Origin of the sequence: Methylobacillus caricis, assembly GCF_020532705.1 — a bacterium.
GTDB classification, from domain to species: Bacteria; Pseudomonadota; Gammaproteobacteria; order Burkholderiales; family Methylophilaceae; genus Methylobacillus; species Methylobacillus caricis.
In genome coordinates, this window is record NZ_JAJAVD010000004.1 from 19,566 (window position 1) to 33,338 (window position 13,773).

A 13,773-nucleotide genomic window follows, 5' to 3' on the forward strand; every position below is an offset into this window, starting at 1 on the left:
GCTCCTGTTATAATTTTGCCCAATGCCAAGGCTTCAGTATTGTCTGGACTTCAGCATTTTTTGCAATCTTGCGATCGTTGCAATCATGGAAGATGAGCGGATTATGGACACAATTAGCGAGCGCTGGCAAGCAATCAAGGCCCGCATGGATGCCGCAGCGCGTGAAGCGGGCCGCAGGCCGGAAAGCGTTACGCTGCTGGCTGTGAGCAAGGCCCACCCAGCGGCGGCAATTCGGCAAGCCTGGGCTGCAGGCCAGAAGCAATTCGGCGAGAACTACTTGCAGGAAGCCCTATCCAAGCAAACCGAACTTGAAGACCTGCCGATCGAATGGCACTTCATCGGGCCAATCCAGAGTAACAAAACACCGTTGATTGCCAACCATTTTGCCTGGGTACACGGAGTTGACCGTCTAAAAATAGCTGAGCGGCTCAATGCTGCACGTAGCGAAAACCTGCCCCCCTTGCAGGTATGCATACAAGTCAATGTAAGCGGAGAGGACAGCAAAAGCGGAGTCAACGCAGACGAGGCGCTATCACTTGCTGGTGATATCGGCATGTTACCGAGGTTGCGCCTGCGTGGATTGATGGCTATCCCTGCACCAACGCCAGATAAGGCAGAACAACAGGCGCAATTCCATCAGGTGCGCACAATCTATAACCGCCTTGTCCAGCAGGGAATAGCGCTGGATACCCTTTCCATTGGCATGTCGGAAGATTTTCCCGCAGCCATTGCCGAGGGTGCGACAATAGTCCGGGTAGGCTCGGCAATTTTTGGCCCCCGCTCCCCCAACAACCCAGCATGATAGAAGCAGGCAATATGAAAATCAGTTTTATTGGCGGCGGCAACATGGCACGCGCCATTATCGGCGGCCTCAAGCAAAAAGGCTTCAATACAGCAGACATCAATGTCATCGAGTTGGATGCGGAAAAGCGGACGCAACTGGAGCAGGAATTCCAGGTTCAGACATCTGAGCACCTGCCTAGCGTTAACCAGTCGGACGTGATTGTGCTTGCAGTCAAACCACAGCAGCTGCGCGACCTGTCGATTTTTCTTGCCAGTTTTCTCCAGCAACAGTTGATCATTTCGATTGCTGCCGGCATCGGCTGTGAAGCCCTTAGCCGCTGGCTGGGAGGCTACAACGCCATTGTTCGGGTCATGCCCAATACGCCGGCCCAGATCCAGGCTGGTGTTTCAGGCATGTACGCAGCCGCAGGGGTCAGCATGGAGCAAAGGGAACAAGCCGACCTGTTATTGGCTGCGGCAGGCTCCACCCTATGGGTAGACGATGAAAGCAAGATAGACGCAGTCACTGCCATTTCCGGCAGCGGACCGGCTTACGTGTTTTACTTCATCGAGGCCCTGGAACAGGCAGCGCTGGAACTGGGCCTGACGGCAGACCAGGCCAGGTCGCTCAGCCTGCAGACGTTCGCAGGCGCCAGCCAGCTTGCAACCCAAAGCAATGTTGCCCCTGCCACCCTGCGCGCGCAGGTCACCTCCAAGGGTGGCACCACAGAGCGTGCGTTACTCAACATGGAAAACGCCGGCGTGAAACAAGCCATCATCGGTGCCGCACATGCCGCGGCAGAACGTGCTCATGAACTGGGCGAATTACTAGGAAAGGATTAAGCAAATGCCCCAAGCCCCCCGCTTATGGAGACAGTATGATAGATAATGCCCTGCAATTCCTGCTGCATACACTGCTAGGACTGTTCACGCTGGCGCTATTGCTGCGCTTCTATCTGCAAGTGACCCGAGCCCCTTTCCATAACCCGGTTTCCCAGGCAGTGGTTGCCGTCACCAATTTTGCCGTCAAACCGATACGCCGGTTTGTCCCTGGCATAGGCGGACTGGACACCTCCACTCTGCTGCTGGCCTACATCGCCCAATTTCTGCTGCAAGTAGGCTCACTCTGGATACGGGACTTTCCATTGCTGGTCGCAGGCAACACCATCTGGATTGCACTTCTGGGATTGGCCCTGGTCGGGCTGCTCAAGCTCAGTATCTATATTTTTCTCTATGCCGTGCTGCTACAGGCAATTCTGAGCTGGATCAACCCTTACACCATTATCACACCGGTATTGGAAGCACTGACCCGCCCATTGCTCAAGCCCTTGCGCAATCGCATCCCAACAGCCGGCGGATTTGACCTCACACCTTTAGTGGTGTTTATCGTAGCCGAACTGCTGCTGATCGTCATGATCACGCCAACAGAACAACAACTTCTGCGCCTGTTTTAAAAACCACTTGTTTTAAATCCAACACAAAACAAACCGCCAAATAAAAAGCCGACTGTGGGATCGGCTTTTTATTTGAATGGCATTACTCAATCCTACATCAGCACAATATCGTAAGTTTCCTGTGCGTACTGCGTTTCAGCCTGCAATGAAATAGGCTTGCCGATAAAATCAGAGAGATTGGCCAAGCTCTGGGACTCTTCATCCAGCAACATGTCTATCACTTTGGTAGAAGCCAGTATCCGGAATTCACGGGCCGTAAACTGCCTGGCATTGCGCAGCAGCTCACGGAAGATTTCATAGCACATGGTCTGTGCCGTTCTGACTTCCCCGCGCCCCTTGCATGATGGGCAAGGCTCGCACAGGATATGCGCCAGGCTTTCCCGTGTGCGCTTGCGGGTCATTTCCACCAGTCCCAGGGTCGAGAAGCCATTCACACCGGTACGTGCCCTGTCCTTGAACACGGCCTTCTTCAGTTCAGCCAGCACGGCTGTTCGCTGTTCCTCTTCATCCATATCGATGAAGTCTATGATGATGATGCCACCCAGGTTTCGCACGCGCAGCTGACGTGCAATACATTGGGAAGCCTCCAGGTTGGTCTTGAAGATCGTGTCGGACAAACTACGTCCACTGACAAAACCACCGGTATTCACATCCACCGTGGTCAAGGCTTCCGTCTGGTCAAAAATCAGGTAGCCTCCAGACTTAAGTTCCACTTTGCGTGACATCGCCTTATTGATCTCATGTTCGACGTGATACATATCGAACAGTGGGCGCTCACCTTGATAATGCTCAAGCCGCTTGACTGCGCCAACGGCATAATGCTCGGCAAAATCGAGGAGCTTTTGATAAGTCTCGCGCGAATCCACCAGAATACGCTCGGTTTCCTCATTGACCACATCCCGCAATACGCGCATGGGCAGGTCCAGGTCCTGGAACACCAATGACCGGTCGGCCGCACCATGGCTCGCAGCCTGGATATTGCTCCAGACCTTTTGCAGATAATCGATATCAGCGAGCAACTCTTCATCGGTTGCCGCTTCAGACATGGTACGTATGATGTAGCCACCCTTACGGTCTTCCGGCAGGAGGCGGATCAAGCGTTCACGCAGCAACTCGCGCTCAGCTTCGTCCTCTATCCGCTGCGAAACCCCTATATGCTGCTGTTGCGGGAGATAAACCAGGAAACGACCGGCAATACTGATCTGTGTGGTCAGGCGTGCGCCCTTGGTACCAATAGGTTCCTTGATCACCTGTACCATCAGCGGCTGCCCTTCATGCAGCACTTCCTGTATCGGCTTTTCCTTCTCCGGACTACAGCACTCGAGAATATCCGCTACATGCAGGAAAGCTGCACGCTGCAAACCAATTTCTACAAAAGCCGATTGCATGCCTGGCAACACACGGCACACCTTGCCCCGGTAGATATTACCCACCAGCCCGAGAGAGGTAGCACGCTCGACATGCAGCTCCTGCAGCACTCCCTGTTCTATGATGGCAACGCGTGTTTCCTGCGGTGTTACATTGATTAGAATTTCTTCGCTCATCTCACCATCAATACTTATTTATTCCGCACGGCCGGTATGGCAATGCCAGCATTTCTCAGTAATCTCGCCGTCTCAAACAGGGGCAGGCCCATCACGCCGGAGTAGCTACCCTCAATTCTCTCAATCAGCGTCCCTCCCAATCCCTGTATGCCATAAGCGCCCGCTTTGTCGCGCGGCTCTCCAGTAGCAACATATTCGGCAATCAAGGTATCCGGCAACTCGGCCATTTTCACGCTGGTCGCTGAAAGCGCCAGTTCAAGGCCCAATGGTGATAATACCGCAATCGCTGTATACACCTCATGCCAGCGCCCGGACATGAGCTTCAGCATGCCATAGGCATCTTCATCGCTTTCCGGTTTTCCCAATATCCGGCCATCAACACACACCGTGGTATCGGCTGCCAAGACTGGCAGGTCAACTTCCAGCAGCAAGGCTGCACCAGCGGCAGCTTTCTCCGCTGCCAAGCGCTGCACATACTCGGAGGCACCCTCTGCATTATATACAGACTCGTCTATTTCAGAAGGTAATATTCTAGCTTCAATGCCTATCTGCTGAAGCAGCTCAGCACGTCTTGGCGATCTGGAAGCGAGATAAATCCGGCTCATACTTAAACACTCCTCTATTAAGGCCTGCTATCCTATCCAGCCACAGGCAACTTTCATGACCTGGCAAAAACCAGCCATAAACACCGTGTCAGCTAAGCCCAAGGGCGAAGATACTAACTGATTACATTGACTGACAACAAGCTGACCAAGGAGTCGACAATGGCAGAATGGGCACTTCTTTTCAAAATAGCTATTGCGTTATTTGCCATCGTCAATCCGATAGGCGTCATCCCGATTTTCATCAGCGCCACTGACGGATGGCCGGCCAAAGACAGGACTCACACGGCCAATACCGTGGCCATTACCGTATTTATCGTGCTGACTGTGTCGGCCCTGTTGGGTGAAAGTATCCTGGAATTCTTCAGTATCAGCATCCCCTCTTTCCAGGTAGGGGGTGGCATTCTCGTGATGCTGATCGCAATCTCCATGATGCATGGCAAGCAAAGTACCACACGACAAACACCGGAAGAAGCCCAAGAGACTGCTGAACGTAATGTGATCGCTGTAGTGCCATTAAGCATCCCCTTGCTTGCAGGCCCTGGCGCTATCAGCAGCATGATTATCACCGCCCAGCAGAGCGGCAGCTTTTGGGGTCATATTTCGCTTGCACTGCCAATTGCTGCAGTCTGCCTGGCAATCTGGCTGGCATTGCGCCTGTCCATGCATATTGCACATCGTCTGGGCATCATCGGCATCAATGTGGTGACCCGCCTGATGGGGCTGATACTGGCCGCAATGGCGGTCGAATTTATTGCACACGGCATCAGCGGACTGTTTCCATCGCTGGCTTCATCAGCAATCCCGCTGTAAAATTATGGGTTTACGCAGGAACAAACCAGCTGACTATGCTCCGGCTCATTGCCGTACCAATGTAATATCGGCATCGCTGTGCCTTGCCATCATATTTTGTTGAAGAGCCTCACACGATAAATACCCATGATCTGGAAGCCCAATACCACTGTTGCCGCCATTGTTGAACAAAACGGACGCTTTCTCCTGGTCGAGGAAGAAACCGCAGAAGGCATACGCCTCAACCAGCCTGCAGGCCATGTTGAGAATGGCGAGACATTAATTGAGGCCGTGGTAAGGGAAACCCGTGAGGAAAGCGCTTACCGCTTCGTCCCCAAAAACCTGCTCGGCATCTACCATTGGCGTCATCCGCTCAAGGATATCACTTACCTGCGCTTTGCCTTTATCGGCAATGTGGATGACCATCGCCCGGAGCAGAAACTCGATGATGGGATATTACGGGCACTATGGCTGACCCCGGAAGAAATACGCGCCTGTCGCGAGCAACACAGAAGCCCGCAAGTGCTGACTTGCATAGAACATTATCTGGCGGGACAACATTTCCCCCTCAACGTGATTACACACCTATAGAACGCGCATCATGAAGAAAAAGGTTATCGTCGGCATGTCCGGCGGGGTCGACTCATCAGTCACCGCATTATTGCTGAAGGAACAAGGCTATGAAGTGGTCGGCCTGTTCATGAAAAACTGGGAGGATGACGACACAGACGAATATTGTCCTGCCAAGCAGGACCTGATTGATGCGGTCGCGGTTGCCGACAAACTAGGCATAGAGATAGAAGCGGTCAATTTCAGCAAGGAATACAAGGAACGGGTATTCGCAAACTTCCTGGAAGAATACAGTGCAGGCCGCACGCCGAACCCAGATATCCTCTGCAACTCAGAGATCAAGTTCAAGGCGTTTCTTGACCACGCCATGGCGCTGGGTGGAGACTTGATGGCGACCGGCCACTATGCGCAGGTACGGGAGCGTAATGGCCTGTATCAGCTCATGAAAGCTGATGACGGCACCAAGGACCAAAGTTATTTTCTGCACCGGCTCAATCAGGCGCAACTGTCCAAAACCTTGTTCCCGCTGGGCCATCTGCCCAAGCGGGAAGTGCGCGAGATCGCACGGCGCGCAGAACTGCCCACCAGCGAGAAAAAGGACTCCACCGGCATCTGCTTTATTGGCGAGCGCCCGTTCCAGGAATTCTTGAGTCGTTACCTGCCGCGCACACCGGGCGAGATGCAGACTCCGGACGGTCAGGTAGTAGGCCAGCACAATGGACTGATGTATTACACCATGGGCCAGCGCCAGGGCCTGGGCATAGGCGGTTCGCGTGAAAGCAGTGGCGAACCCTGGTTTGTGGCAGGCAAGGATATGCAACGCAATGTATTGATTGTGGTACAGGGGCATGACCATCCATTGCTTCTGAATGATGGCCTGACAGCCAGCAACCTGCACTGGATTGCAGGAGAGAATCCCAAAACTCACTGGGTATATGCGGCCAAGACGCGATATCGCCAGCCTGATGCTCCCTGTGAAATTGAAAGGCTGGAAGGCGATATCACCGAAATCCGCTTCGGCCATGCCCAGTGGGCCATCACTCCCGGACAATCGGTAGTTGTCTATGAGAGCAACGTCTGCCTTGGCGGCGGCATCATCACCTCTGCACTGTAAAGTGCAGAAGGTTTGTGCAACAAAGAATGTGCCAGGAAAACCTACATAGTAACAGGCGGCGCAGTATCCCGGAATGAAGCCCGCTTCATAAGTGCAGCGTAATGCCGTGCCAGATTGGGATAGGCCTGTTGCCAGTCGAGATGCTGGTAACGCAAGTCCAGATAGCCCAGCACGCAGCCTAGCGCAATGTCCGCAAGACTGAAGGCATCATTGACACACCACTTGTTCTTGCCAAGATCGTCATTGAGCACTCTCAGACCACGCTCGACCTTGCCAAGCTGCTTCGCAATAATGGCAGCATCTTGCATGGCTTCAGGGCGGCGTCCTTCCATCACTGCAGCAATGGCGGCATCGCACACACCATCGGCCAACGCCTCCCAGCGCCTGACCCAGATCTTGCCGGAATGATCCTGCGGAATCAGGTGGGCAAGCGGGGTGCGGTTATCCAGATACTCCACAATGACTCGCGAGTCATAAAGGCTATCGCCATCGGCCAGAATCAGCACCGGAATTTTGCCCAAGGGATTATGGTCATTCACCGGGCATTCAGGGTCGGCAAGCACCACAGGTACCATGGTGACATCAATGCGCTTTTCACTGGCCACGATGCGTACTTTGCGGGCATAAGGACTGGTGTTGGAATACAGAAGCTTCATCTTGATCAAGCGCAGAGATTGTAATGCCTGCATTATAATGTAAATCATGGATCCGACATTCAACAGCACACAACTATCTCACGCCCTCCAGTCAGCCATTGAAGCCGATATAGAGCGGGCAATCATTGAAGACGTCGGCACAGGCGATGTGACAGCACAACTTGTACCGGTCGGGGAGCTGGCCCAAGCCACCATTATCAGCCGGGAAGACGCTATCGTGTGCGGCATACCATGGGCCACGGCCTGCTTTCAGCACATTTCCCGCAGCATCATATTGGATTGGCAAGTCGAGGAAGGCAGCCCGATCAATGCCGGACAAGTGGTTTGTGAAATACAAGGTCCCGCCCGTGCCTTGCTCACAGCTGAACGCTGTGCACTCAATTTCCTGCAGACGCTCTCGGCCACGGCAACCATGACACGGCGCTACGTCGATGCCATCGCTGGCACCAGGGCGCGTATCATGGACACCCGCAAAACCCTGCCCGGCTTGCGGCTTGCGCAAAAATACGCGGTCCGGACAGGAGGCGGACTCAACCAGCGCATAGGGCTTTATGACGGTATCCTGATCAAGGAAAACCATATTGCCGCCGCTGGCAGCATAGAAGCTGTCCTGCAAAATGCGCGGGACCTGAATGCCGATGTGCCCATACAGATAGAAGTGGAAACACTGGATCAGCTGCAGAGTGCCCTCAACGCTGGTGCCACCCTTATCCTGCTGGATAATTTCAGCCTGGAACAGTTACGGGAAGCCGTGCGCATCACACAGGGCCAGGCAGTGCTTGAAGCATCCGGCGGCATAGAACTTGGCAACGTACGCGAGATTGCCTTGACGGGGGTAGACCGCATTTCGATTGGCAGCCTGACCAAACATGTACATGCCATAGACCTTTCGATGCGTTTCAAAGAGTAAAAAGGCAGATCGACTTTTCACCGGAGAGTCTTTAGTATAAATCCACCATGAGCCAACAACCCATCCCGATATTCCAACCGGCACCAGGCCGCCTTTCGCTGGGTGATGCCTTGCGCATGTTGGTGAATGATGGCCTGCTGCACAAGCTGCAGGCGGAGCAGCTTTACAAGGATCGCAGGCTGGATAGCTCCAACCTGCACCCGCTCATCATCATCGGCGAGCAAAAATGGAAAAACCTCACCACTCCCAACAAGGTGTTATCCATTGAAGCCCTGACTGCCTGGCTGGCCAAGCGGGCTGAGCTTGATTACTACCATATAGATCCGCTCAAGCTGGATTTCGGCTCGATCGCCCAGGTGATCTCCAAGGCCTACGCCGAACGCCTCAAGATCATGCCCATCAAGGTCAGCAACAACGAGGCCGTCATCGCCACGGCTGAACCGTTTTTTACAGAATGGATACCTGATCTGGAGCGCATCCTGCGCCTGAAGATTCGCCTGGTAGTGGCCAACCCACGCGAAATCAACCGCTACCTGCCCGAGGTCTACAACCTCGCCAACTCGATCAACCTTGCCAACACGGCGAAGGCTGGCCAAGTAATAGGCGTGCAGAACCTTGAACAGTTGGTTGAGCTGGGCAAGAACAAAAACCTGGATGCCAACGAACAGCATGTGGTCAACATCGTAGATTGGCTGTTCAAGTACGCTTTTGAGCAACGTGCCAGCGATATCCACCTGGAGCCCCGGCGCAACATGGGCATATTGCGTTTCCGTATCGATGGGGTGCTGCACCAGGTTTACCAATTGCCCACTGCCATCATGAATGCCATCACCAGCCGCATCAAGCTGCTCGGCCGTATGGACATGGTGGAAAAACGCCGTCCGCAGGATGGTCGCATCAAGACCTTGACTGATGAAGGCGAGGAAATCGAGTTACGGCTTTCCACCATGCCGACTGCGTTTGGTGAAAAACTGGTGATGCGTATCTTCACACCGGAAATCCTGGTCAAGGACTTTATAGAACTAGGATTCTCCAGCAGCCAGGCACAACAATGGAAACAGTGGACGCAAACACCCAACGGGATCGTATTGGTGACAGGGCCAACAGGCTCAGGCAAAACCACCACGCTTTATTCAACACTCAAGCTGCTGGCAACCCCGGAGGTCAATGTCTGCACGATTGAAGACCCGATAGAAATGGTCGAGCCCGCATTCAACCAGATGCAGGTACAACAAAATATAGGCCTGAGTTTTGCCGATGGGGTTCGTACACTGCTGCGCCAGGATCCCGACATCATCATGGTGGGCGAAATCCGCGATGTCGAAACTGCGGAAATGGCGATACAAGCTGCACTGACCGGCCACCTGGTGCTATCCACCTTGCATACCAACGATGCTCCTTCAGCAGTGACGCGGCTGCTTGACCTGGGCGTGCCTCCGTACTTGATACACTCGGCGGTCATCGGCATCATGGCCCAACGCCTGGTGCGTACGCTTTGCCCGCATTGCAAAACGCCCTCCACCATCTCCCAATCGCGCTGGGATGAACTGGTAGGTGCATGGAAACTGCCCAAGCCAAAACAGATCCATGTGGCCAATGGTTGCCTGGAATGCCGCATGACCGGCTATCGTGGGCGTAGCGGTATTTATGAAATGCTTTCCATAGACTCGACGCTCAAAAAACTCATTACACATGATGCAGACCTGACAAACATCAAGGCGCAGGCTCACAAGCAGGGGATGCAACCCCTCATGATCAATGGTGCAGAAAAAATAGCGGCGGGCATCACTACAATAGAAGAGCTACTCAAAGTGGCGCCACCTCCCATGGATTGAGCAGCAACAAATCTTTCTTGAATATCACTGATTTAAAGGCATTTAGCCGTTAATCATCCTTGACCAAATCGGCGCAAACCGTTAGTGTTCTACGTTTCCCGAACTCTTGGCATAACAAGCAATATCTATGGAATTATCTGGCGCAGAAATCGTCATCCGTTGCCTGCATGAAGAAAACGTAAAATTCGTTTTCGGCTATCCCGGCGGTGCGGTGCTCAATATTTACGACGCAATTTTCACTCAGGACAAGTTCAAGCACATCCTGGTCCGTCATGAGCAAGCAGCGGTCCATGCAGCTGATGCGTATGCACGCGCCACTGGTGAAGTCGGTGTTGCCCTCGTTACCTCAGGCCCTGGTGCTACCAATGCTATTACTGGCATTGCGACTGCGTATATGGACTCTATCCCACTGGTCGTGATCAGTGGTCAGGTGCCTACGCCAGCCATCGGCCTGGATGCCTTCCAGGAAGTCGACATGATCGGGATCACCCGCCCATGTGTAAAACATAACTTCCTGGTCAAGGATATCAAGGATATTGCAACCACTATGAAGAAGGCTTTCTTCATAGCTGCGACAGGCAGGCCTGGCCCAGTAGTCGTGGATATCCCCAAGGATATCACTGCCCAGCTTGCCGATTTCGAGTATCCAAAGTCAGTGGAACTGCGCTCCTATACGCCTATCCTGAAGGGCCACTCAGGCCAGATCAAGAAGGCGATCAAGCTCATGCTGGATGCCAAGCGCCCCATGATCTATTCTGGCGGCGGTGTCGTGCTGGGAGATGCCTCTGAGCAGTTGATCAAGCTTGCACGGAGACTGGGCTTCCCTGTCACCAACACACTGATGGGTCTGGGCGGATACCCTTCCACTGATAAGCAGTTTGTCGGCATGCTGGGCATGCACGGCACGCTTGAAGCCAATATGTCCATGCAGGACTGTGATGTATTGGTCGCGATTGGCGCTCGCTTTGATGATCGCGTGATTGGCAATCCAGAGCACTTTTTCAACAAAAACCGTACCATCATTCACATTGATGTGGATCCATCGTCCATTTCCAAGCGCGTGAAAGTGGATGTGCCTATCGTGGGCCATGTACAGTCAGTGCTGACCGAGATGAACGAGTTGCTGGATGCAGAAACCCGTGCTCCTGATGCAGCAGCCCTCAAGGCCTGGTGGACCCAGATTGAGGAATGGCGTGGCCGCAACTGTCTTTCCTACAATCGCAATAGCGAGATTATCAAGCCACAGTATGTGATAGAAAAACTGTGGGAAGTGACCAAGGGCGATGCCTACGTGACTTCAGATGTTGGCCAGCACCAGATGTGGGCGGCGCAATACTACAAATTCGACAAGCCGCGTCGTTGGATCAACTCCGGCGGCCTTGGCACCATGGGTGTGGGCCTGCCTTACGCCATGGGCGTACAGTTTGCTGACCCCACCGCGCAGGTTGCCTGTGTCACCGGCGAAGGCAGCATCCAGATGAACATCCAGGAGCTGTCCACCTGTAAGCAGTTCCACCTGCCGATCAAGGTCATCCTGCTCAATAACCGCTATCTGGGCATGGTGCGTCAGTGGCAGCAGTTCTTCTACGAGAATCGCTACTCTGAATCCTATATGGACAGCTTGCCCGATTTCGTCAAGCTGGCAGAATCCTATGGCCATGTCGGTATGAACATCGAGAAGCCGGGAGATGTGGAAGGCGCACTGACTGAGGCATTCAACCTCAAGGACAGGTTTGTCTTCATGAACTTCCTCACGGACCAGAACGAGAACGTGTTCCCCATGGTGCCAAACGGCAAGGGCCTGTCTGAAATTATTCTGGCTGAAGAACTGTAAGAAGATCAAGCATGAAACACATCATCTCAATATTGATGGAAAATGAAGCTGGCGCACTCTCCCGCGTGGCTGGCTTGTTTTCCGCACGTGCATACAATATCGAATCCCTGACCGTGGCACCCACCGAAGATGCCACATTGTCACGAATGACCATCGTCACCTCCGGATCGGACGACGTGATTGAGCAAATCATCAAGCAACTCAACAAGTTAATTGATGTGGTCAAGGTTCTGGACCTCAACGACGGCCGCTTTATCGAGCGTGAACTGATGTTGGTCAAAGTCAAGGCCACCGGCCCGTTCCGCGATGAAATGAAGCGTATGTGTGACATTTTCCGTGGCCGCATCATTGATGTTGCAGACGGCAGTTACACCATAGAACTGACAGGCTCCGGCTCCAAGCTGGATGCTTTCCTGGAAGCTCTGGACAACGCTGCCATTCTCGAAACCGTCCGCACCGGCGCATCCGGCATAGGTCGCGGCGACCGTATCCTCAAGCTTTGAAACCGAATTTGTGGGCCATGCGTGCAGCATGATCCGCAGTAAACCATTTGTATTGAAAGGTAAAAAATGAAAGTCTATTACGACAAAGACGCAGACCTGTCCTTAATCAAGAAACTCAAGGTCACTATCGTTGGTTACGGCTCACAAGGCCATGCCCACGCACAAAACCTGAAGGACTCCGGCGCCACTGTGACTATCGGTGCCCGCAAGGATGGCAGCTCCTTTGCCAAGGCTGTTAACGCAGGCCATGATGTGAAGGAAATCAAGGATGCCGTGACTGGTGCCGATGTTGTCATGGTATTGCTGCCAGACGAAACCATGGCTGAAATCTACAAGGCAGACATTGAGCCTAACCTCAAAAAGGGCGCAGCCCTTGCCTTTGCCCATGGCTTCAATATCCATTACAACCAGATCGTTCCCAGCAAGGACATGGACGTAATCATGATCGCGCCGAAGGGCCCAGGCCATACTGTGCGTTCCGAATACCTCAAGGGCGGCGGCGTGCCATCATTGATCGCTGTTTACCAGGATGCTTCCGGCAAGGCCAAGGATATCGCGCTGTCTTACGCAGCTGCAAACGGCGGCACCAAGGGCGGCGTGATTGAAACCAACTTCCGCGAAGAAACAGAAACCGACCTGTTCGGCGAACAGGCAGTGCTCTGTGGTGGCGCAGTTGAACTGGTCAAGGCTGGCTTTGAAACCCTGGTTGAAGCTGGTTACGCGCCAGAAATGGCCTACTTCGAGTGCCTGCATGAACTGAAGCTGATTGTGGACCTCATGTACGAAGGCGGTATCGCCAACATGAACTATTCAATCTCCAACAATGCAGAATATGGTGAATACGTGACCGGCCCGCGCGTCATTGCTGACCAAGCCCGCGCTGCCATGAAGGAATGCCTGACCAACATCCAGAACGGTGACTATGCCAAGCAGTTCATCCTCGAAGGCCGCACCAACTATCCATCAATGACTGCGCGTCGCCGCCTCAATGCTGCTCACCCAATCGAGCAGGTGGGGGGCCAACTGCGTGCCATGATGCCTTGGATTGCCAAGAACAAACTGGTTGACCAGTCCAAGAACTAAGCTTGACCGTTAACGGTTAAACTATGAAAGAGGCCGGGCCTGCCCTGCCTCTTTTGCTTTTCTACTACCCTGTCCTGCAATTATTAACGAGGC

The 13,773-nt window shown here is 53.5% G+C and carries 14 protein-coding genes; 11 read left to right on the plus strand and 3 right to left on the minus strand.

Going from position 1 to position 13,773, the window contains the following annotated elements; translation table 11 throughout:
• Positions 1-103: 103 nt before the first annotated feature.
• The 3 genes from LG200_RS10535 to LG200_RS10545 are packed head-to-tail and all read left to right on the plus strand — an operon-like array spanning position 104 to position 2,237.
• A complete protein-coding gene (locus LG200_RS10535; protein WP_226757590.1) occupies positions 104-802 on the plus strand; it encodes a YggS family pyridoxal phosphate-dependent enzyme in 699 nt (232 codons plus the stop codon).
• Positions 803-816: 14 nt separating this feature from the next.
• Positions 817-1,626 carry a pyrroline-5-carboxylate reductase gene (gene proC / locus LG200_RS10540; RefSeq protein ID WP_226757591.1) on the plus strand — a complete coding sequence of 270 codons (810 nt, stop codon included), beginning with the start codon at positions 817-819 and terminating at the stop codon, positions 1,624-1,626.
• A gap of 35 nt (positions 1,627-1,661) precedes the next feature.
• Positions 1,662-2,237 carry a YggT family protein gene (locus LG200_RS10545; RefSeq protein WP_226757592.1) on the plus strand — a complete coding sequence of 192 codons (576 nt, stop codon included), beginning with the start codon at positions 1,662-1,664 and terminating at the stop codon, positions 2,235-2,237.
• A 92-nt stretch (positions 2,238-2,329) separates the two neighbouring features.
• Here LG200_RS10545 and rng read toward each other — a convergent pair whose 3' ends face one another.
• Together rng and LG200_RS10555 are read right to left on the minus strand one after the other, a co-directional pair.
• Complete coding sequence (gene rng, locus LG200_RS10550; RefSeq protein ID WP_226757593.1) at positions 2,330-3,781, minus strand: ribonuclease G; 1,452 nt, start codon at positions 3,779-3,781, stop codon at positions 2,330-2,332.
• Between the two features lie 14 nt (positions 3,782-3,795).
• Positions 3,796-4,386 carry a Maf family protein gene (locus LG200_RS10555; RefSeq protein ID WP_226757594.1) on the minus strand — a complete coding sequence of 197 codons (591 nt, stop codon included), beginning with the start codon at positions 4,384-4,386 and terminating at the stop codon, positions 3,796-3,798.
• A 159-nt stretch (positions 4,387-4,545) separates the two neighbouring features.
• Between LG200_RS10555 and LG200_RS10560 the strand changes: the two genes are divergently transcribed.
• The 3 genes from LG200_RS10560 (at position 4,546) to mnmA (ending at position 6,859) form a co-directional block, all read left to right on the plus strand.
• Positions 4,546-5,196: a YchE family NAAT transporter gene (locus LG200_RS10560; protein ID WP_226757595.1), complete on the plus strand. Its 651-nt coding sequence runs from the start codon at positions 4,546-4,548 to the stop codon at positions 5,194-5,196.
• 126 nt (positions 5,197-5,322) lie between these two features.
• On the plus strand, positions 5,323-5,766 hold the full coding sequence (locus LG200_RS10565; RefSeq protein WP_226757596.1) for an NUDIX hydrolase: 444 nt from the start codon (positions 5,323-5,325) through the stop codon (positions 5,764-5,766).
• 10 nt (positions 5,767-5,776) lie between these two features.
• Positions 5,777-6,859, plus strand: coding sequence for a tRNA 2-thiouridine(34) synthase MnmA (gene mnmA, locus LG200_RS10570; protein WP_226757597.1), 1,083 nt, complete (start codon positions 5,777-5,779; stop codon positions 6,857-6,859).
• A 41-nt stretch (positions 6,860-6,900) separates the two neighbouring features.
• On the opposite strand, the gene LG200_RS10575 is transcribed toward mnmA, so the two are convergent.
• Positions 6,901-7,515 (minus strand): glutathione S-transferase family protein, encoded by a 615-nt coding sequence (locus LG200_RS10575; protein WP_226758238.1) that lies wholly within the window; start codon positions 7,513-7,515, stop codon positions 6,901-6,903.
• Positions 7,516-7,561: 46 nt separating this feature from the next.
• On the opposite strand from LG200_RS10575, the gene nadC reads away from it, so the two are divergent.
• The 5 genes from nadC (at position 7,562) to ilvC (ending at position 13,680) form a co-directional block, all read left to right on the plus strand.
• Positions 7,562-8,425, plus strand: coding sequence for a carboxylating nicotinate-nucleotide diphosphorylase (nadC, locus tag LG200_RS10580; protein ID WP_226757598.1), 864 nt, complete (start codon positions 7,562-7,564; stop codon positions 8,423-8,425).
• 47 nt (positions 8,426-8,472) lie between these two features.
• Positions 8,473-10,260: a GspE/PulE family protein gene (locus LG200_RS10585; RefSeq protein WP_226757599.1), complete on the plus strand. Its 1,788-nt coding sequence runs from the start codon at positions 8,473-8,475 to the stop codon at positions 10,258-10,260.
• Positions 10,261-10,387: 127 nt separating this feature from the next.
• Positions 10,388-12,094, plus strand: a complete 1,707-nt coding sequence (locus tag LG200_RS10590) for an acetolactate synthase 3 catalytic subunit (RefSeq protein WP_226757600.1) — start codon at positions 10,388-10,390, stop codon at positions 12,092-12,094.
• 11 nt (positions 12,095-12,105) lie between these two features.
• The gene (gene ilvN, locus LG200_RS10595) at positions 12,106-12,597 is read left to right on the plus strand and encodes an acetolactate synthase small subunit (RefSeq protein ID WP_226757601.1); all 492 of its coding nucleotides are present in this window, start codon (positions 12,106-12,108) and stop codon (positions 12,595-12,597) included.
• Positions 12,598-12,663: 66 nt separating this feature from the next.
• On the plus strand, positions 12,664-13,680 hold the full coding sequence (gene ilvC, locus LG200_RS10600) for a ketol-acid reductoisomerase (RefSeq protein ID WP_226757602.1): 1,017 nt from the start codon (positions 12,664-12,666) through the stop codon (positions 13,678-13,680).
• The last annotated feature ends 93 nt before the right edge of the window (positions 13,681-13,773 follow it).